Raw genomic sequence first — 22,285 nt, 5'->3', positions numbered from 1 at the left:
TATTGTTAAGGCAGATTGATTAAGTATTAGTCTTTACTGGCTCTCCAGGCTTTGCGTTGTTCCTTAGTCAGGATATCATTTACCTCTTTGCGACTTGCCTTTCTTAAAGCTTTTTTCTGTTCTTTTGATTCATCGTCAGATAGGCTCTCGTTCTTATTGATTTTTCTGGTACCAATAAATTTGTTGTACTCTATCTCTTTAATCTTATCCATCTGCTCTGCAGTTAATGCAAACTCCTCACCTTGTGATGTGAGTGCCTCATTTAATTCTGTTACCTGTTCCATTGCTTTCTCCTGCATCTTCATCTGCATCTTCTTATTCTGTGCATTTGCAAAAGTTCCAGCACCTATCATAAAAGCAAGTATCAATAATGTATTTTTCATAATGTTCAATTTATAACGTTGTAGTATCACAACATCGTAGTTAAGTTGTGGTAAAATTGAGTAATTCGTAAAACAAAAGGGTTCATTAAATGTCAGATAGGGTTTGTTTATCGTGAAACCCGCTCATAATCATAAGATCGTAACTACTATCGATTGTACGATTTAAACGTACGAAATTTCAGCAGTCATTGCAAATCTCTAGCTGATGGCTTACAAATATTTATTTTACAGTGAATAAATTACTAATAAAAATGAACCTGAAATAGAAAAATGAAAGGTGGTCATTTCATCAATTAATGATGATCAAGAATTTAACGCAAGCTGGATAGGCCTCTAAAATTCTCCATCAAGATACGCTCCGGATCACCGCCTTTAACATGTCCCAAAATCCCAAAGGGACCTTTATATCCTTTCTGAAACAAATATTGAATCATCTTTTCTTCCAGATCACCGTCTCCTATTGTCATGATTTTGGGGCCATCCGCTTTCATACCGTTTAAGTTGACACAACTCAAATAGGGCAATAATAGGTCAATGTTGGACTCATAGTTGGACAAGTCATCGTGAGCGTGGTGGAAGTTGTATACTACGTTTATGTCATATTCTGGGATACGTTTAATGATCTCCAGTTGGTTTCTGGCCTTACCGTACCAGCCGCCGTGGTTGTACAGAGCGAGTTTACAGTTAACACTGTCCGCTCGTTGTGCAAGGTAGCGTATCATTTGTTCCGCTTTCGCGAAAGCGATATCATCACTATCTCCATCAAAATACTCTGGATGAAAACCTACCCAAATCTCTGTCTGCAAGCCGGTTTCCCGTAAGGCTGCAAACACCTGCTCACTCATGGGCTTCAATTTCCCTACGGTGTCCTTGTTGTGATTGAGATACAGCCATACCGCTGGTATTTTGATATCGTTAGCTCGGGCCATCTGAATCTCCTCTACCATCCTATCAATGTGTTGCTGCCTACCGCCAAAAGCGTACTGATCAAACCCCAATCTTTTAATCATTGCAACGCGTTGCGCCGGTGTTCGTTCCAGGCTGTCAAATGCAACGATGGACCAAGGTATTAGGTTTGACTTATCAAAAGGGTTGGAATGCTGGGCTAGCTGCTTTGTTTTACAGGAAACTAGCGAGAGTAAAGCAGTGACCAGTAGTAAACAGTGGCGTATCATTGCTTTATGATGGATCTCGTAGTCCCATCCACTACCAATACATACATTCCTGTAGATAAATTGCTGACGTCAATGCTATTATTTGATCGCTTCACGTTAAGCTGTTGTCCTGCTAGATTGTAAAGAGCGACCTGTTCAACTGGATTAACACTTCTCCATTTGATGAAATCTGTCGCGGGATTTGGGTATACTGCTATAACTCTCTCGATTTCCTCAATCCCAGCTGTGGTGCCAAATTCCAGTGCACCCAAATCTGGAGTTTCATCTCTGGAAAATTGATTAAAATCATCCTCTGGCGCAAAGGCAGGATCTGCCGTATCAAGTGCCGGTGAATCAGACTGTAATGTAAAGTCAAAATTTTCTGGATCTGTAAACATGGGATCCACCATTCTAGTGTTCTGCTCTACTTCTACCGTTGCAGCATTTGTATCGATAGGTCCATTCGTGCCATAAATGATATTATCCTTGATCAGAACATCATCTGCATTAATAGCAATGGCGCTTTTGTTCTGCTCGCTATCAATGATGGAAATATTGTTGATGATTTTAAAATCGCTACCTCCTTGAATACTTATCCCGATGTTTCCACCATTGTCAGATGGTTCGTTGAGATAAATGGATTTTGTGTATGAGTTGAAGTAACACGTATTGTTAATCATATCGATACGCGTTCCAGCGTTGGAATGCACACCACTAAAACCGTTGAAATAACACAGATTATTGGCAATTAAAATACGGCCGTGAGTCCATCCAGTATCATCGTTGGGATTATTGGGTGTACCGTTATCATCGATATCATTGCGTTGCAGGGAGATTCCCTTGCCTTCATCAATAAGAGGTGTGATCACGGTTTTATCTGGAGCCCAGGAATAGATTTCATTGTAGTTATGGTGTATTGTATTACGTTCTATAAAAATGCGGTAATCATCGCTCGTATCGTTGCCGCTATCTGCTTTTGTTACCACGAGACCATGTGTACCAGAATATGATTTTCGCGAGGTGTTTGCAACCTCATTGTCTTTGATGTTGATGTAATCACAGTTTGCCACTCTCAAGCCATTACCTGGCACTAGTGTGATGCTGTTTCGCAAAATATCGACGTGATGAACGTTACTGAAAAACAGACCTCTAGTATCTGTATAGGATGGTCTCGAGACGTTGTTCAGCTCTGGAAAACTCATGTTTCCAATTTCCTCATCGCTAGTTCCAGGTTGTACGCGATACAGTGAGTTGTTACTATTTTCCTCGCGATAGAGAAATTGGAGTGCTTCTGCGGTACTTAATGGGATGTTTTCTACCTCACCAGTGATTTTTAGATCGGTAATACGTAGGTAGGAAGAATTTGTGATGCGCAGGATATTGGCTCCATCGCCTTTCAGTACGGTATTCTCGTCAAAGGAAGTGATGGTGATGTATCCACTGGCAGATCCGTTCAATTCATTGATCCTGACCGTATTTTCCTGATGCCACAGATGTGGATCATTGATATCGCCGCTATAAGAGTAGTTGGGATAGTAACTACGGTTAGTAAATTCACCCATCAGAAAAATGGTATCTCCTGGTCCAGCGATGTCTGTGGCATCATCGATGTTTTTGAAAGGCGTGGCTGCAGTAAGACCGTTGTTAACATTGCTGCCGTTTTCTTGTGATACGTAATAATTGATTTGCGCTTTCGCGAAAGCGGAACACATCAACAGCAACATTAAAAAAGTAAAGTTTCTCATAAGTTGAAATCTAAGTCTCAAATATATATACACCAGATCGACAAGAGGTTTACTCATCGACCTAGCAGGTTTGATTATTGTCAATCACCGTATAAATGTGTCTATAAGCGTCAAACTGTATCGTTTAACGAAGCAATGATAGCTAAAGAGACAGCTTAGTCCTTATCCAGATAATTAGGAATACCATCTCCATCTGCATCGCCTGCACCTTCCTGGTCATCTGGAATGCCATCACCATCTGCATCCCTAACTAAGGTCTTATCCTTGTTTTTACGCGACATTTCATAAGGTTCAGTTTTGAGCAGCGCCAGACATCCATCGCCTTCACCCATCGCTCTGATATTTCTGGAAAATTTATGTAGCAACGGCTCATAGATCTCTCGCTCTACAACCGCTAGGTTTCTGGTCTCGTTGGGATCGCGCTCATAATCGTAGAGTTCATAAAAATTATCCTGACCATTCTTGACCCATTCGATATAGCGCAGGTTGCCCTTCATACGGTATCCGTACCCCAAGCCGCGCTGGCCGCGATAAACAGTAATGGCTCCTATTTTTACCTCTGCATCTGTATCATTGAGAATAGGCACCAGACTACGACCTTTGATGGACCTACCATCTGTACTGTTTTTATTTTTAGGTTGTTCTGGAACGGGCAATCCAGCCAATTCACACAAAGTAGGATAAAGATCTACGGATGAAACTGCGGAAAAACTCTCACCTTGAGCATCTTCATTTCTGGGATCAACGATGATCAATGGCGATGCAGATGCTACTTCCAGGTTGGAATGCTTGTTCCAGCGGCCGTGCTCACCCAGGAACAAACCGTGATCGCCCCATAAAACAACAATCGTGTTGTCAGCCACACCTTGCTTTTCCAGTTCCTCCATGACCATGCCTATCTGCGCATCGACAAAGGTGGTACAGGCATAGTAGCCTCGTTTGAGCTCTCGCTGGAAATCCTCATTGATCAATCCTGTTTCTGGATTGATCTGAGCCTTAACGTCCTTTCCATTCAGGATATGGGTTTTGAGGTCATCACGTCCTATGGGTGCATTTTGATTAGCAGCGGGCTCAAATTCTGTGTCCTCGTACATATCCCAATATTTTTTGGGCGCTACAAAAGGTTCGTGAGGTTTCTTGAAACCTATAGCTAGAAAAAAGGGCTCGTCCTTCTGGGCTACTTGCTTCATCAAATCAATTCCCTGCATTCTGATGATTCCGTCCACGTAATCCTCGTCCGGTTTCTCTTGAAAATCGAGGGCATTCTTTCTGTTGTTGTAAGCACCTTTAGGCGCCTCATATGAGATGCTCCATGACTTGACGTCATCACCATCGCCACGCTCACCATCTCCTACCGTGCGTGGATCGTGAATTTTTCCTGCTCCAGCCGTTGTGTATCCATTGTTTCTAAAGTATTCTGGCAGGAAAGTCACGTTAGGCAGCTTTTTCCTGATGGGCTTGAACCCTATCACGCCTGTTTCCTCTGGCATCAATCCCGTGACAATAGCGGCTCTGGAAGGTCCACAAACTGCATACTGCACCATATGATTTCTAAAGGTCACGCCTTTTTCTGCCAGCGCATCCATATTAGGTGTAATGGCCTGCTCGTCGCCGTAGGCACCTAGGCTATTCCTTAAATCATCTACAAAAAGCAATAGTATATTAGGCTTTGTGGAATCTGTATTCTGAGCAGTGGCTGCATTGGAACCAACCAACACTGCCAAAAGAAAATAGTAAAAGGGTTTCATAGGTTAAGCTTTAAGAATCTCGTGTTATCCTGGTTTATTTTATGTTCTCACAATAAGTTTCATGTAATGTGCTTTTCAATTTTTGTTCCGCTTTCGCGAAAGCGGACTTTCCACTCACATTCACGTTCTCTTCAGGATCTGTTTGATGGTCATAAAGCATTGTTGCAATCGTGTCATCGCTGTCCTGTTTCAGAAATTCTGTGTAGCTGTATCTGTTGGTCTGCATGGTATAACCGTTACCTTTTTTGATCAAAACCTGAGGTTTGCCAGCCAATTGAGGGTTTTTCAAGACCGGCAATAGACTCACGCCGTCTAGTTGATCTTTAGGGATTTCCAAGTTACACAATTTTGCTATTGTCGGGTAGATATCGACTAGGTCTGTCAGTGCATTTGTTTGATCACCACGGTTTTCCATACCGGGATAGCTAATGATGAACGGCACTTTTGTGGAAGTCTTGTAGTTCGTAAATTTTGCCCACTGTGTATGTTCCTGCAGATTATAACCGTGGTCAGAAACTAGAATTACTATTGTGTTTTGATCCAGTCCAGAGGCTTTGAGCTCGTCCAGAATCTTCCCTATCAGCGCATCCGTATAACTCACGGTAGCATAGTAGCCATGGATCAAGTCAGTGGCAAGACTATCGCTTACCTGTCCCTGTTTGGGGATGTTGGAATAGGCACGCATCTCTGGCCAGTTGCTGATGCTCATTTCAGGTGCATCCCGCGGAATGTAATTGTAGTTCTCAGGCTGTTTGACTTCTTCACGATCATAAAGATCCCAATATTTCTCTGGAGCGTTAAACGGCAAATGCGGACTTATAAAACCAGCAGTAAGAAAGAATGGTTTGTTGGAAGTTTTCAGCTTTTTAATATCTCTAATGACCTTTTCAGTCATCAGTCCATCGATGTAAGTGGAGTCTGCAACGCGAGCACTTTCATATGCTGGACCGGTGTTAGAAGCATTATATTCCGCAACATTATCAGGTTTTTGATAATCCTTCCATAGAGACTGCCAGTAATCGGTTGGTAATAGATTTATATCATTGTCATCAAATGCATAAGGTCTATAAACTTCATCCCAATCACTTTCCCTATCGTCCAGATGGTGATAGATCTTACCATTGGAAATAGTCTTGTAACCATTGTTTTTGAACAGCTGCGGCAATGTAATCGCCTGTGGCGTTTCCTGTTCCACAAAGGTGTCGTAATTAAGAAATCTACTTCTCGTAGGCAACATTCCAGTGAGCATACTGGCGCGAGAGGCTCCACAGACCGGAACGTTACAATAGGCATTATTGAATTGCATACCGTTCGCAGCTAGCGCGTCTATGTTGGGTGAGATGATTTGTTTTGCACCGTAAGTTCCCAACTCAGGACGCAGATCATCCATATACAGTAATAAGACGTTGGGTTTAGAGTTTTCTACCTCAATTTGATCGCTCTGTTTGTAATGACAGCTTATTGTAATTAGTGCTAATAAAATGCTCACCAGAGGCTTCAACACAATGTTGAATCTAATTTCCCAATTCAAATTTTGATCATTTTTGTCATTTCACTACCCATTTGTAAAAAGTAAATGCCAATTGGAAGGGACGATGTTTTGATTTCTACAGTAGAATTTTGAAGAGCGTTAGTCTTTATTTCAATTTCTTGACCTGCTTGATTGTAAAGCTTAATTTTTTGGTTGGAATTTGGTATTCTCACGTTGAATTTTTCCTTGAACGGATTAGGATACGGTTGAATGATATTTGAATAAACACCATCGATACCAGCGGTTGCACTTTTTTCAAAAGCACCTATGTCGGGAAATCCATCATTGCGTGGATTACCGTTAAAGTCTTCTGTTTGGGCGGGCTGATCTGATCCGGCATCAACCGCAGGTGAATCAGACTCGAGCTCAAAATCAAAATTGGATGCTTCCATAAATAACGGGTTCTCTTCCACCCAGCCATTGGAAATATTTCTACTCGCATTTTCTTGGCCTTGATCGTTGAAAATTATATTGTTGGACACGGTTAGGTTAGTTACTGGGTTTGCCAATATTCCCAACGCCCATTTATCTGATTTGGACCAGGTAATATTGTTGATGATGGTAACAGTGTCAGAATTATTCACTCCTATCCCGCCAGCATCACCTGTATTGGTTGTAGCATTATCGTAAACCGTATTATGAGCAATAATTGCGTTATCAGTAAAGTGGCACACTATACCGCTTGCGCCGTTCTGGTAAGATAGATTGTTCGCGATTAGCATTCGACCATTTGCATAGGTATCGTTGTTTCGCGTAAGGAAAATACCGGTACCTTCATCTATTTCAAACTTGACAAATGACTTGTTGGGATTCCAGGAAATCAGTCGATTCTCATTACCGTACACTTCATTTTTCTCAATGATGATTTTGATCTCGTTAGAAGCATCGCCATTAGGTACCGTAGCTTCTGCAACTGTAATAGCACCGACTCCTTGGGTCGTATAAAACGTGTTACCATAAACTTTGTTCCCAGATATCAATATATAATCGCTTTGCTGCGCACGTATGGCTGCTGATGGTACATCTCTAACAATATTATCAATGAATTCAATGTGGTGTGAACTATTAGCTACCAGTGCACGACCGTTGTAATAACTAGGTTTGTCCGCATTGGGTGTAGCAGGTTTATCCCGCTGGGTTCCAATCAAAGTAGGATCAGAAATATCGATACCCATTTCTTGCTGCAAATCGTGAAGGGTACCGCTGGCATCTTTGTAAAGTCCCCAAGCATTTTCTGCCTCGGTCAGTGTTATTTGATCACTAATCCCCTTGAAAGTCAAACCTTTTACTCTAACATACGAGGAATTTCTTAGAATAAATCCATAGGTAGCATCAAATTCAATAACAACATCTTCATCATTGTAAGGTTGGATGGTGATGTACTCGTTCGCAGTTCCATTGAGGCTCAAATTAGCAACGTTGTCTCCTTCCCAAATGTCGCCGTCGTTGAATTGTGAGTTTCTATATGTTCCGCCACGTATTTGAATCGTCGAACCTGGAAAGGCCTGATCTGCTGCAAAATTGATGGTTCTGTATGGATTATTCATTCTGCCATCGCCAGTGTTATCATTACCATTTGTGGCGACAAAAATATCTTGAGCAGCAAGCGTTGATGAAATGAAACAAATAAGAGTGAAAAGGAAAAATCTCATAACTGGTTTTGTTTCTACAAATTAGGCCATTTTCTAATTACATATGGTTCACTCATAATCAAAAGAGGTCAACATTCAAACACTTCGTAAAATCCAAATTAAAACTACGGAATGATGTTAGTCCCAACCTCACTTTCGGCTAAACCTATTCGTTGCGCCATCGTGTATAGGTATTGACCTTTTTCCACTGTCAGTGGCTTATGATATACGTTCCAGCCGCTATTGAGGTCTAGGTTTTTCAACGGCTCATTTGATAAAACGTAACCTATGGATGCACTTGTTGTGGGACTTGACAGTATGGCCTTACCATTTTGGACTTTCACTTGTACGGGCATAGTTACTGGTTGTTCAAAGCCAGGCCACATTGATGCAATCATCGATGCCTCTGGTTCTAGGCCGCGGTCCTTATGCAACCTCCTAAAATATTGCAGTTCAAGCATCAGCTCCATTTGTTCTTTGGCATAGTTGGGATCGCCAGCTAGATTGACTAAGTTTTCTGGATCTGCAATGCAATCGTACAATTCGGTTTTTTGCTTATCGGTAAACCATTGTTGCTGGATGCTGTTGAGTTTTCCGCTTTCGCGAAAGCGTAACATCTCTTCCATCATCGGTACTTGTTTGCGATAATCAATATCCTTGTACCACATTTTTTCAGGGAAATCGTGTTCAATGTAGAGAAACCTCTCATTGCGTGCTGCACGACTGCGATCTGTAACTCCATCAAATCTATCGCTCGTCGCAAAGGCAACCGTGCGTTCTGGCTCCATCTGTGGACCTAAAAAGGTGCGCCCCTGAATGTGTTCTGGAATCGTAACGCTGGCAATATTCAAAACCGTGGGCGCAAGATCCACAAATGAAACCACTTGATCGCTGCGACCGCTAGTACCGCGTAGATCCTTGACCATGAACGGAACCTTCAAGCCGCTGTCATAGATCTCACGCTTCTGCCGTGGTAATGGACCGCCATGGTCGCTGTAGAAAAAGATGATGGTATCGTCGTACAATCCATCGTCCTTCAATTGCTGCAACAACTCTCCTACTTGTTGATCCAATAATTCTATGTTGCTATAGACTCTGGCCACGTCATTTCTGGAAGATGGCGTGTCTTGAAAATAAGCAGGTAATGGAACTGTTGCTGGATCTACTGTTTGTGGCTTTTCTGCATTTTTCCAAATCATGCTCTCGTGCGTCACATTAAAATTAAAAACCGAGAAAAATGGTTCTCCATCTGGACGATTGCGCCAGTGTGCGTTTTTATCATTCTGATCCCAAACCGTAACTGGTGCGGCAAATTGGTAATCAGTTTTGTCGTTGTTGGTAGTGTAATATCCCGCCTTACGCATGTACTCTGGAAAAGCCTTGACATATTCTGGTATCACAGCAGAATATTGAATTATTTCCTGATTCTCTAGATCATATCTACCTGTTTCTTTTTTATAAACGCGCTTACCCCAACTTGTGATATCGGTTCCCGTACGCATATGCTGGGTACCAATCGCTGTTGGATACATTCCCGTAATGATAGAGCTACGACTGGGACCGCAAACACCTACCACTGCAAACGCATTGTCATACACCATACTCTCACTAGCCAATTGATCCAATACTGGAGTTTGTGCAGTTGAATCTCCATAAAAGGAAAGCATAGGACTTATATCTTCACAAACGATCCATAAAATGTTAGGTTTTACAGTTGGAACCGTAGCGACCTCCTTTTTGGACTTGCAGCTGACAATTAAAAGGAGAATCGTAGTTAATTGTAAAAATTTCATTTTATGATTTTATAATTTTAAAGGTGTGAACTTCATCCTTTGCATAGATTTTTAAAATATAAAGACCTGACTCAAGGCCAGTCATATTGATTGATGAACCGTTTCCTGTTCCACTTTTCACTAATTGACGGTTGTAGTCATATAGGTCAAACTGGAAATTAGCCTCATCAAGATTTTTGACGTTCAGAATATCAATGACAGGATTCGGGTATATGAATGGTTTTTTTGCCAAGCTTTGTATTTCTATGGATGAATTCCCTGAGCAGGATTGCTCCAAATAAAATTCTAAATCATCTTGATCGTGTTTCTCGCTATAACCCAATTCCTGAGCTTTTTCAAGAAGTGTACAGGCGGTATTAAACTGACCCATATTGTGATAAATAACTCCCAGATTTCTATAAGCCCTCGAATTGTTTTCATTGATACTCAGTGCATTTTCTAGATCTGCAATACCTTTTTCAGATTCTCCCAGCTTGTGATAAAGCAAACCTCTAATCGTTCTCAGGTCATTCTCAGCTTTATTTGAACTGTATTTATCAAGGTTTTCTTCCTTTTTAAAAGCTAGGTTTACATATTCAAACGCTTTCTCGTATTCCTCAAGATCGGTATGCATCGCGGCCAAGAGCCAATTAGAAAACGGATGGTTTTTCCACTTCTTTTTTACCTCACCTAAATAGTTAATGGACAATCGATAGGCCTTTACTTCATATAGATTAGCTCCTAGATTATATAAGAGTCGAGTGTCCTCTGGTGATGCTATTACAGCTTTATGTCTATAATGCAAAGCCCAATTATCCATTTCATAGCTGGCATAAATAGCGGCTATTCTATCAAAAAATCTACTTTTTACTTTTGGATGTGTCTTCTCAGGATGCAGTGAGCGCACAACTCTCAAGTAAGTCTCTAATGCTAGAATATTATAATTGAGAGTGAATCTTAAGTCCGCCCTTTGAATTAGTTCATTCATGCTTAATTTTTCGCGCTTAGATTTGTTATTCAATTCCTCTAAGCGGTTTGAAGCACTTTCAATTCTTTGTTTATTTTTAAGATTGTACTCTAGTCTGTGAGTGATGTGGTCAACTAATAATCCTTCTTCAAAAACCCAAGTTGTGAGTTTCTTTCCATCCGTTGCGTACTTTAAACATACACCGTCTATTTTCGAATCTTTGTAGTAGAAAACTTCATCGATATTACCCGACTTGTAAAAGGTTTTAAGGCTGTCCAGCTTTCCGTCAGCTCCATAGTGCTTTTGCATTGAAACAATACTATCTCTAAAGTATTCAAGCTTTACAATACCAGTGCTTTTTTGCGCAAAGACAATGGTACTAATAGCAAGAGATAATAAAGTCAGGATAAATCTCATCTAGAGGTTTTTAGGCTTAAACTATAACTCAATTTCAATATCGTTATCCTTTTGATTCTTTACTTCAAAATAGCCTGTGCTTTCCTTACCATCGACCATCACTTTATAAGAATACAATCCGTGAAAGCCACGGCCTTCCAAGACATCTTTTTTACCTAAATTCATTGAGGCTCTGGTTTTCCAAGCGTCGTGAACTAAAGAGAAATAAGCTTTTCCCATCTCGCCTATGGAACCGTCTTTCTCATAGATATCTACCTTGCCGCGACCATCTTCCTGAAATCCCCAGAACATAAATTCGGCGACGTTGGGATGTGAGAACGCTGCAATCATAAAATCCCTCGTGTATTGCTCACGCACAACAGGATCGGTCTCGTCCATTGTAAATTCTGAAATACTGATGGGTTTACCCAGAGTTGCGTAATAACTCAATATTTCCAGAACACGTTCTGGCGGCGTTAGATCTGTTCCCATATGGGACTGGATTCCTATTCCCTGGATGGCACCTGGTTCGTTTTCATCTACTCGTTTGATATAGTCGTAATACCATTGCTGTTTCTGAGTGTCGATACCACCTTTACTAATGATTCCATATTCATTGACAAAACGTGTAGAACGTGGCGCTTTGTTCCTGGCAATTTTAAAAGCCTCGTATAAAAACTCCTCGCCACCCATCAGGTTCTGGAAGTCCCTATTGGTGTAGGCCTCATTGACCACATCCCAATGGGAAATCTTTCCTTCTGTTGCATCCAGTATGGACCACATATGCTTGCGCACCAGTTCTTTTACTTTCTCTGGGTTGTCTTTGTTAGCCTTTACCTCGTCAGAATTGTACTGAAATCCTGGCCACATCAATACGTGACCTTTGACGGTGATGTTGTCGTCTCTCAATTTGTCAATCACCTTTAGAGTTTTTTTACGTTTGCTCTTGTTAGACCATCTCTTAATTTTCAAGTCATTTGCCAGCACTGTTAAATTAAAGGCATTCTTAAACAATTCATATTGTTCGGGATTGTCTAGAATATCATCACCTTGCATCGCAGCACCAAATGGGAAAGCGTGCTTGACCAGCTCCACCTCTATCTGGGCATTTTTTGTGGGCTTGCCATCTTTCAAGACGGTGATGTTGAAATCTGATTGTCTCAATCGCTCGATACGCTTATTGGCAGTCTCGCGCCATTCTGCATCAGGTGCCATTCCTGTATAAGTAATTTCGGTTTGAGGTAGGTCTGCTATATTGATATCTTTATCAAAAACCTGAAATGAAATGTTCTTCATTTGAAAAGCCTGCGGTGCAAAGCCATATTGTAATGAAACACCCAAATCATCTGCCGGAACCTTTTGGGTAGTTTCAAACGGTATATAATACGTTTTCCAAGTAGAGCCCAGATTAAGGGTTCTGTCCAGGTTATCCTTAAAACTATCAGACTGGCGCAGTTGCACGAGTACTTTGGCCTCGCCGGTTTCCTCGCTGCTCTCGCTGGTTCTGGCTTCAAAAGACAATAAAACTGGTGTTTCCTTATTGATTTTTTGCTTTTCCACTGGAAGACTGGAATTCAGCTTATAGATGAATCGGGCTTGTTCCAGAGTTTTGAATTCAAGAATAGGCTCATCTCCATCTCTGAATAAAACCTCGCCTTGATCAGACATACATTGCACATATTCCAACCGGCTGGAATCGATGAGTTCTACTCCTACTGGAATTTCTTGGGCAACCGCAAGTGCAGTCGTGAAACAAAGTAGGATTAAATTGATACTATTTTTCATTAAAACGTTTTTTTCCAATTAGTCAGCTTTCGCGAAAGCGTAACAACCACATCTGGCATCGTGCCGCTCAAATCATTTTGCTCTCCAGGATCTGCCTCCATATTGTACAGTTCCTTGCGGTCTTCCTCGTACCAGTGGATCAGTTTGTACTTGCCCTGTCGCACGGCAGAAGATTTTGTGTCTCCCGTATTTACCGGTCGTGCCTTTGAACTGTGCCAGAATACCGTACGGTCGTTCCAGTTTTCTTGATCGTACCATACAGGTAACATATTCTGTCCAGCGGCAACAGGTTGTTTGTTGCTTGTAAGGTTTGCCAGCGTAGGGAACACATCCATCAACATAACGAGGCTGTTTTCATCACGTGGTTCCAGATCATTTGCCTTCACGAAAAATGGCACCTTGATACCACCTTCATACAAATGGCCTTTTCCAGCCCGCAACGGATAGTTAGATGTTGCCAACTGTCTCTCCTTAGTCCCATCATTACTTAAACCACCGTGATCGCTGGAAAATATGATAATGGTGTTATTTAGAAGACCTTCTATTTTCAACATATCCAGAATCCTGCCAATGTTCTCGTCGGTATTTTCAACCATTGCGGCATAGGTTGCATTATCCTGACGCATTTTAGTACGGCCGGTCCCTTCTTTGATGTATTCTAGAGTATTGCCGTAATCAAAATCTTTGATTTCCTTACGGTTGCGCTTAATATCTTCTTCCTTTGCCTCAAACGGTTGGTGGACATTGTAAAACGCCAGCATCGCCATAAAAGGTTGTTGTGAATCTCTATTCTTGATGTAGTCAATGGTCTGGCTGGTAAGCACGTCAGTTAGATATTCGCCTGGTTTTGCGATGGCATCGAGATCCAGTATAGGATCCTTATTCGACTCCCATTTACGCTTATTCACATTAAAGGGAGCAATATAGGAAATGGGCGATCCCGCGTGACCAGCGGCTACGCTGGTATCAAAGCCAAGATCTGTCGGGCTTTCTCCCAGATGATACTTGCCGAAATAAGCTGTTTGATAACCGGCATCATCAATGGCTTTGATGTAATTCTTATCATCTTCCAGATGGTCTATGGAGAAGCTATCATCTGGAACATCGCCATCCTGCACTGGATAATTACCTGTCAACATCGCATAACGTGAAGGCACACAGCGCGGATAGTTTGCATAGGCATTAGTGAATCGAACGCTTTCCCTAGCCAACTGATCAATAATGGGAGTTTGATAAATTTTTGACCCGTTGATGCTTAAATCGTGATAACCTAGATCGTCTACGTGTAGGATAAGGATGTTGGGTTTTACTGTAGCGCTGGAAGTAACGAGCTCGCTTGTATTCTTATCCTGTATTTTGCTGGAACAGGATGCAGTCAATAATAGAATCAAAGCTAGAACCTGTAAGTAGAAAACCTGTTTATGAATATTTGACAGCAAGTTCATATTAATTTTTTAGAAATGGAATGGATTCGGTGCCATTGTTTGTTGTTAACTTGATAATATAAAGACCATTTGACAATGACTGTACATTTAAAGATTTTTCAGTTGTCAACTCTGCTCGAATCAGTTTTCCATCCAGTCCATAAATAGTAATGGATTGTATTACTGCGGGAGTTTCAATATTCAATATATCTGATGCAGGATTGGGAAACAATCCTACTGATCTAATGTTTGCAGACGAACTACTCAACGTTCCACTAGCCTCTAACACATTAACCGAAAACTTCCTAATGTTGATCTGGTCGTCAACTACCGAGGTATTTGAGACAATATTTGAATCTCCGTCTGCCACTCCAAATACGAAAGGTTCGTTGGAATGATGTCTTGTCTGAGTGATAGTTCCCTCGTTATCAAATAGAGCACTAATATCTATCGGATTGATATTTCTACGACCGATGTTGATGATCAGTAATTTTTCACGGCTCCCATCTCTGAATTTGAGACCATACAACGCTGGAAAACCGCTATCAGCAATAGGATTATTTTCAAATTCGATTTGTTGAAAGGTGTCCATTCCCGCACTGGCTTCTGCTACGGTTTTTGCGGCTATACCTATGGGAGCAAGTCTCAATGTACCGTCGTTGTTGATGACATTTTCATCTGTCAAATGATGATAATGAAGTTGTCCTATCTTATCGCCTCTGGTGAGCCAGCTGTAAAGTAAAGCAGCGTATCTCACGCCTGATGCCCATGTCTCGTTAGCATTATTTTTTGTAGCACCATATTCCGTGATCCATAACTGATACGGATTAGGAACCATATTGTAGTCTGGATTCTTATCAATGGGATATTGAATACCTTCTGCAATAGCAACTTCCGCGGAAGGGAGATCATTGATTACCATTTGATTTCCATATTCATCATTAAGATAATGATGTTGTGTAACCGCATCAATCTGCGTTGCCAGCTGGGCATAGTCAGGATTATTTAGTAACTCATCGTTAACCGTATTGTTCCAGCTCTCTCTCGCACTACGACCATTTCCACTTTTAGTATTGATAATTGCTATTTTAATATCTGGATAGTCTGCTTTAATAGCAGCAACTACCTTTTGACACTGCTCCACATAAAACGAAGCACTTATTTCTATAGCTTCTTTTTTATTCGTGGATTCATAAGGCTCTTGTGTTGCAGGATTGAAACCAGAGTACCACAGGCCATTTCTTTCAACGGTTTCAAAAATGCCTGATTCTTCATTCCCAAAATAGAATTCATTACCTAATTCAATAGCGTACGGTGTTTTGCCTTGAGCAGTAAATTCATCGATAGCATCGATCATGTCAAGAATCTTAGCATCAAGCGTTTTCTCACTTTTTAAAACCGCTTCACTCGCAGTCACTGGAATTCCCGTTGCGGGAGTAGGCCTAGCTAGGTTGATGACATAAATCGCTTTAGTTCTTTCAGGAATAGTACTTACAAAATCTGGAATGGTAACCATTTCCTGATTTCCAGTTGGTTTATCTGTGTTCTCTAAAAATTGACCGGTACGCCAGTCCCAATAGTTTGCCTGTGTTCCACCTGGATATCTTATGATATCTGGATTGAGGTCTTCTAGTAATGATATAAATGAATCAGTTCCAAAAAAAACAGGCCTATCAGATCTTCTATTGAATCCAAAATCGACATTGGATTTCTCACTTACATTCGTATTCAGACTAGCAACGACCTGGGCGTTGCTCGTTAGTGTCAACGACACTAGAGCTATGAAGAATATTGTTCTCCTATTAGTAGCCGTATAATTCATAGTCGGTTATTCATATAGAGTGGTTGATATTAATAGTAACATCCAGCTCCTGCAATTAAATCAAATTCCTAAGGAATCAGGTTTAAGGAAAGACTTAAGAGGTTTGTTCATCGACTTTAATATGAAATTTATATAAAACGGAGCTATAACTTTTTTTGCTCAAGGCCTATTACTCTATCTTTGCAAACTCCTTTTTACTGTCAGATTTCTAGTTATTATTTACGGTCAGGATTTAATTGAGGTTCCTCGTAACCAACCTCGTTTTTCCATTGTGCTAATCTATTCTTGAGCTTTTCTATTTGTTTTGGGATTTGGGCAGCAACTTCTTTGGTCTCATAAGGATCAGTTGTCAAATTATATAAGTAGTAATTACCGGATTCCACGTCTTCCGTCATTTTAAATCCGTCCATTTGAATCACGTTTACCCAACTTGAAGCAAACTCCTGCTTCTTTTCATTCCAGCGTGCATAATTGGTGTATTCCCATACTAATGCATCGCGAACTGTTTCGGTTGATTCCCCCAAGAGAATTGGCGATAAATCCTCTCCATCAAGAATATAGTTTTGAGGTTGATTGGTTTGGGTTAATCCCAGAATTGTAGGATAAATATCCACGTGAATAATCGGTTCTTTGGATGATGATCCAGCTTCTATGTTATCTTTCCATTTGAATATGTACGGCACTCTGATTCCTCCTTCCAAGGTTTCTCCTTTGACGCCACGATATGGTTGATTGAAAATATCACTTTCGGTTTTGTAGTGTCCGTTATCGCTGGTAAATACGATGATTGTATCATCTTCCAGATTCAAATCCTTTAAGGCTTGTATCAATTGACCAACGCTTTCATCGAGACTCTTGATCATCGCCAAAACCTTTATTTCATCAGGACCAACTCCTTTATTTCCCTTTAGTTTTCCCTTAAAATGCTTGAGGTATTCTGCTTTAGGTTCCAAAGGTTTATGAACCAGATAAAACGGAACGTAAGCAAAGAATGGTTGGTCCTTAGCCTTGGACTCTTTGATAAATTCAATTGTCTTCTCAGTAATCACGTCTGCCGAGAATCGTGATTTGTCCATATCCTGATGAGGCGAAGTTTTAAAATCATAATGACCTGTCATTTCAAACCCTTCATCAAAACCTTGATTTGTTATCTGTAAATCATTTTTTCCCAGATGCCACTTACCGTAAGCCGCCGTCGCATAACCATTTGCTTTGAAAGCTTCTGCAATTGTGATTTTTTCCAGACTCATTCCAGTACCAGAACCTTGGACTCGGTTGACTTCTGGGGGTAGGTATTTCATAGCCTCTAGCGTTTTCTTGTCTGTTTTATAACGATCAGCAACACGATAGACTTTGTGTCGTGGTACATATTGACCTGATAATATAGAAGCACGACTTGGCGCACAGGTTGGATCATTGCTGTAACCGTTTGTGAAATGCATTCCTTCATCAAACAGCTGGTCTATATTGGGTGATTCTACCAGCTCGTTACCATAGCTGTTTAATGCATTGATACCTAGATCGTCTGCTAAGATGAATAAGACATTAGGGCGATTTGAGTCCTGCGCATTTAAAACCAAGGAACTAACCAAGGCTAGAATGAAGAAAAAATTATTCATAAGCATTGAAAGCGGTTATTTGAATGGTTTGAGTATGTTTCGTTGGTTGGAATCGCAGACCGTGTATAGCACTGCCATTGAGCTTGATTCGTAAACCTTCACCTATCGTTTTTCCCTGATAGATCTCATTCCAGTTTCCGTTGGAATCTTTTGCCTCAAGCATAAACTCACGCACGCAATGCGAGCGCATATTTTCACTCAACAGTACAGTTCTGATATCTTTAGCTGACTTGAAATCCAATGTCAAGCTAGGTTCAGCGTCGTCTTTTGCAGGTTCCCACCATTCTTTTAAGTGAATGCCTTCACTAAATACATTGCCATCCTCATTGTAAATGGCACTGGGTTTGTTTTTCGCTTTCGTGAAAGTAGATGCTCTTGCCACAAACTCGCTGTTTTCGATGGGTATGGCTTTCCAGGTTTCTATACGCTCAAAGTTGGCAGGATCTTCGGCTAAGGTCAATTCTACAATGTTGTCTATATTTTTGTCAAATTCCGCTTTCGCGAAAGCGAGAACCAACTTTCCATCCTCGACTTTATAATTTTCAAAACCATCAGTAATTCCCCTTGCGGAAATTATAGCTGTGGGAAGCTCAGGCAACTCGATGTAGGCACCAGCGTTAGCATCTTTCTGTAATATGTGTATGTATAATTTTTTCCCGACCTGAGTGGAGGCGCCGTAATCACCGCCAATGTAGATGCCGCGACGCGTGTTTTTAATGGTGTGGCAGTAATTTTTGATCCATTGACCGACTTTTATGGCCTCATCAGCTTCTTTTTGAACAAATTCACCTTTGCCGTTAGGCCCTAAATTTAACAGAAGATTCCCTCCATTACCCGCAACTTGAATCAACATACCCAGAACGGTTTCATAAGGTTTGATCGGACCTTTAGGACTGTAAAGCCATTTATCAGTCATTGTTAGGCAGGCTTCCCAATACCTATGATGATCTACTGGTCCCAGAGATTGTTCTGGTGTGTCATAATCGCCACGATCTTCCAGTGGCCAGCCAAAACCGGTTCGTGCGTTGCTAACAATTCCAGGCTGCCATTTCTTCATATCTTTTAGGACATTATAACTGTCCCATTGCCAATACTTAGTAGCCAAATGATCCCAAAAAACACCGTCGATTTTGCCATATTCCGTGAATAACTGCTCCACGTGTTCTTTCATATAGGGCAAATAATTTTGGTAATGTTTTTCTCTCAAATTATCTGGATGCGTCCAGTCTGGTTGTGAGTAATACCAGAATAGCTTAACACCAGCTTTATGAGCGGCATCTGCCAATTCCTTACAAATATCTCTACCATAAGGCGTATTCATTATATCGTACTCCGTATTCTTTGCATCAAAAAAGGCGAATCCATCGTGATGCTTTGCTGTGAATACAATGTATTCTGCGCCCCAATCCTTGACTTGTTGCATCCACCGATCTGCATCAAAATTTTTAGGATTGAACTTTTTGTAGAGATTATCGTAAACTTCTGGTTCAACTCCATTAGTGGCGGCTCTTCCAGCTCCAGGACGTTCTCCATTTCTTCCCCAACTCAAGACATTAGTTTTCAATAGGGCTGGTCCCCAATGAACGAATATGCCCAACTTTGCATCCTTGAACCATTGCATTTCTGCATCTGTAGCGTATAGTTCTCGTTGTTGATCGGCAGTGACATACATGGCAGGATCCTGAGCGGGAAACTGCCACTGATTTTTATAGGAGCTGTTTTTTTGTGCATAAAGAGAGCTATATGAAAGCAATATTAATGTTGATATTACGAGTATATGTTTCATTCACTAACATTTTAAAATTCTGTGATTTTCCACTAAAGTCGATATTTCAAGTGGATCACAGTTGATGAGCATTAATTATTAGTGCTCCTCGAATACAGGGAATCTCTGTACAAATTCCTTTTGATAATATTGAAAAAAATACACACCTATTTTCTTCATCGCTTGAGCTACATAATGACCAACTGGTGGTGGATTTTTTTCAAAGTAGAAATCGGAATCTTTATCTTTTTCTTGTGGTATTAGAACAACGTTCGCGTTTTCTCGGGATACATTTTGCATAGCTTCTACCACTTTTCCATTTCCTACTTGGAACATTAGAAATGGTAGTTCGGGAGCATCAAAATCTTTGCGTACGTGTTGAATAAGATTGGTTAGGTTCTCCTGATATTCATTTCTAGGCTTTAAACCACCTTTCTTACCACTATCAGATTCTCCTTGAACCCACAGCATACCACAAAGTTCATAGCTGTCTTTTTTTAAACTTGCGAGCACATCCTTTGAATAGCTTACAAATTCGCCATAGAGTTTAGGCTGATTTTCTTCTTTGATTTCGGTGGCTTTTTCTAGCGTCCAGTCTGGATTCCAAGCACCGTAAAGCGACATACCACCACGCGCTCGCTTAATAAGTACGATTTGATGCTCTGGATATTCCTCTGACATCTCAATACCAAAAAAAAATTCTGGCCCAAAGAGATAATCGGCACCAAATTTTCTTGCGGTATGAGTCGCGACCTTAGTCGTATCGAGCGGTTTCCGTTCTTCAAAGTTGTAATGTAACGTAACATTGCGTTGTGCAGCTTTGAGTCGCAGTTTATCTTCTTGAGATAATCCGCTAGCCTTTGCGCGACCATCCATATTGGATTGCCCTGCGAGTAGGAAAACTTTTGTTTTTAAAGGGACTTGCTGCAGATTTTGCGCATCCATTAATATGGTAGCTATCAGGCAGCATAAGATTAAAACATTTCTGAATACAAGATTGAAGTTCACTACTTCTTTTTCTTCTTTTTAGCTTTCATCTCCGTACGGTGGCTCTTCCACATATCCATTTTTTCAGGTACTAGATATTCTCTTTTCCAAGCTTTCAATGTTTTGGTAAGTTCCTGTGCTTTTCCGGGCATCGTGGCAGACAGATCATTTTGCTCGCTTATATCTTCTTTAAGGTTGTAAAGTTCAGTGCGATTTTCCTTATTGTACATGACCAACTTGTAATCGCCAGATCTCACCACGCTCATCTTTGAATCACCTGTAGAGTGCGGTCTAGCTTTATTGGAATGCCAGAAAACAGTACGTTCGTCCCAGGTGTCGTCTGCTCTCAACACCGGCTCAAAACTCTTCCCGTCAATACCATCTATTTTTTGATCAATGGCTAGATCCATCAATGTTGGAAAAATATCCATTCCAACAATTATGGATTGTTGGTCAACTCTAGGCTCTAATTGATCTGCCCATTTTACAAATAACGGCACTCTAATTCCGCCTTCATATAACCATCCCTTACCTGCTTTGAGCGGTAGGTTTGAAGTGGCTAGTTCTCGTTCTCTTTTGTTTCCATCATTGGAAAGACCACCATGATCGCTGGAAAAAACGACGATAGTGTTTTTATCTATACCTAAATCCTTGAGCGTTTTTAACAACTTCCCTACGTTCTCATCCACGTTCTCTACCATACCGGCATAGTCTGCATCATCTTGATGTTGCTTGTTTCTACCTTCACCTTGTGGTAAGAAATCTGGACCTTCAAAAGTCATCGATTCCAGTTGCTTTTTATTCCTTTGCTTATCTTCCTTTTTCGCCTCTAGCGGTGTATGGACGGCATAAAATGACAACACGGCTAAAAATGGCTGCTTACCAGTATTGTTCTTAATAAAATCAATGGTAGCACCCGTCATCACATCGCTTATATAATCACCTTCCTGGCTATCTTCTTCAACATCAGGAACAATTTCCTTTGCCTCCTTACCATTTTTTTGAGTATTGAATGGATAGTATCGCTGGCCTACACCACCAGCTCTTCCAGCGGCATAGGAATAATCATAACCGAAACCTTTAGGATCACTTTCATTCTCTCCTAAATGCCATTTGCCAATAAACCCGGTGTTGTAGCCAGCCTTATTAAATTGCTTGACCATATTTTTATCATCTGAAATACCACCCAAATATCCTTTGTCCTCATTAACAGGATAGGTTCCTGTCATCATCGCATAGCGCGATGGTGTACATCGCGGGTAAGAACTATACGCATTAGTAAATTGAACTGATTTCTTTGCCAATCCATCAATATTGGGCGTATCGTACAATTCTGAACCGGTAAGGCTCAAATCGTGGTACCCTAAATCATCTGTATGAATGATCAAGATGTTGGGTTTTTCTTGAGCGTAGGAACTACTTGCAACCAAGGCAAGAATAAGCAATGACCATAAATTTTTCATAGAAATATTTTTAAATGTTCCGCTTTCGCGAAAGCGAAATTATTACCAACAAACTGCACTATAATTTCCTGACGATAAGCAAACCGATCTAGA

15 protein-coding genes are annotated in these 22,285 nt (G+C 40.9%); all 15 read right to left on the bottom strand.

Annotated features, from left to right (window positions below):
* Positions 1-26 precede the first annotated feature (26 nt).
* The 15 genes from BLO34_RS03215 to BLO34_RS03145 all read right to left on the bottom strand — a co-directional run bounded on the left by BLO34_RS03215 (position 27) and on the right by BLO34_RS03145 (position 22,192).
* Positions 27-383 carry a hypothetical protein gene (locus tag BLO34_RS03215; protein ID WP_090752539.1) on the bottom strand — a complete coding sequence of 119 codons (357 nt, stop codon included), beginning with the start codon at positions 381-383 and terminating at the stop codon, positions 27-29.
* A gap of 311 nt (positions 384-694) precedes the next feature.
* A complete protein-coding gene (locus BLO34_RS03210; protein ID WP_090752537.1) occupies positions 695-1,558 on the bottom strand; it encodes a sugar phosphate isomerase/epimerase family protein in 864 nt (287 codons plus the stop codon).
* The gene (locus BLO34_RS03205; RefSeq protein ID WP_157686646.1) at positions 1,555-3,282 is read right to left on the bottom strand and encodes a T9SS type A sorting domain-containing protein; all 1,728 of its coding nucleotides are present in this window, start codon (positions 3,280-3,282) and stop codon (positions 1,555-1,557) included. Before BLO34_RS03205 ends, BLO34_RS03210 begins: the two co-directional genes overlap by 4 nt.
* A gap of 155 nt (positions 3,283-3,437) precedes the next feature.
* On the bottom strand, positions 3,438-5,030 hold the full coding sequence (locus tag BLO34_RS03200; protein WP_090752534.1) for a sulfatase-like hydrolase/transferase: 1,593 nt from the start codon (positions 5,028-5,030) through the stop codon (positions 3,438-3,440).
* A gap of 34 nt (positions 5,031-5,064) precedes the next feature.
* A complete protein-coding gene (locus BLO34_RS03195; RefSeq protein ID WP_157686644.1) occupies positions 5,065-6,519 on the bottom strand; it encodes a sulfatase in 1,455 nt (484 codons plus the stop codon).
* 38 nt (positions 6,520-6,557) lie between these two features.
* A complete protein-coding gene (locus BLO34_RS03190; RefSeq protein WP_090752531.1) occupies positions 6,558-8,213 on the bottom strand; it encodes a T9SS type A sorting domain-containing protein in 1,656 nt (551 codons plus the stop codon).
* A 104-nt stretch (positions 8,214-8,317) separates the two neighbouring features.
* Positions 8,318-9,985 (bottom strand): sulfatase, encoded by a 1,668-nt coding sequence (locus BLO34_RS03185; protein WP_090752529.1) that lies wholly within the window; start codon positions 9,983-9,985, stop codon positions 8,318-8,320.
* Position 9,986: 1 nt separating this feature from the next.
* Positions 9,987-11,348: a T9SS type A sorting domain-containing protein gene (locus BLO34_RS03180; protein ID WP_090752527.1), complete on the bottom strand. Its 1,362-nt coding sequence runs from the start codon at positions 11,346-11,348 to the stop codon at positions 9,987-9,989.
* A 21-nt stretch (positions 11,349-11,369) separates the two neighbouring features.
* Positions 11,370-13,112 carry an endo-1,4-beta-xylanase gene (locus BLO34_RS03175; protein WP_090752525.1) on the bottom strand — a complete coding sequence of 581 codons (1,743 nt, stop codon included), beginning with the start codon at positions 13,110-13,112 and terminating at the stop codon, positions 11,370-11,372.
* On the bottom strand, positions 13,112-14,557 hold the full coding sequence (locus BLO34_RS03170; RefSeq protein WP_090752523.1) for a sulfatase: 1,446 nt from the start codon (positions 14,555-14,557) through the stop codon (positions 13,112-13,114). The genes BLO34_RS03175 and BLO34_RS03170 overlap by 1 nt, the downstream gene beginning before the upstream one ends.
* Position 14,558: 1 nt before the next feature.
* Positions 14,559-16,358, bottom strand: a complete 1,800-nt coding sequence (locus BLO34_RS03165) for a T9SS type A sorting domain-containing protein (protein ID WP_090752521.1) — start codon at positions 16,356-16,358, stop codon at positions 14,559-14,561.
* Between the two features lie 215 nt (positions 16,359-16,573).
* Positions 16,574-17,983 carry a sulfatase gene (locus BLO34_RS03160; protein WP_090752519.1) on the bottom strand — a complete coding sequence of 470 codons (1,410 nt, stop codon included), beginning with the start codon at positions 17,981-17,983 and terminating at the stop codon, positions 16,574-16,576.
* A complete protein-coding gene (locus tag BLO34_RS03155; protein WP_090752517.1) occupies positions 17,970-19,763 on the bottom strand; it encodes an alpha-L-fucosidase in 1,794 nt (597 codons plus the stop codon). The genes BLO34_RS03160 and BLO34_RS03155 overlap by 14 nt, the downstream gene beginning before the upstream one ends.
* Positions 19,764-19,841: 78 nt before the next feature.
* Positions 19,842-20,750 carry a sialate O-acetylesterase gene (locus BLO34_RS03150; protein ID WP_172823950.1) on the bottom strand — a complete coding sequence of 303 codons (909 nt, stop codon included), beginning with the start codon at positions 20,748-20,750 and terminating at the stop codon, positions 19,842-19,844.
* Entirely contained in the window at positions 20,750-22,192 is a 1,443-nt protein-coding gene (locus BLO34_RS03145) for a sulfatase (RefSeq protein ID WP_090752513.1), read from the bottom strand. The genes BLO34_RS03150 and BLO34_RS03145 overlap by 1 nt, the downstream gene beginning before the upstream one ends.
* Positions 22,193-22,285 lie beyond the last annotated feature (93 nt).

Source organism: Nonlabens sp. Hel1_33_55 (assembly GCF_900101765.1).
In the GTDB taxonomy this organism is placed as follows: Bacteria; Bacteroidota; Bacteroidia; order Flavobacteriales; family Flavobacteriaceae; genus Nonlabens.
The sequence above is the reverse complement of the archived record's forward strand: the minus strand, read 5'-3'. Positions and strand labels throughout refer to the sequence as shown.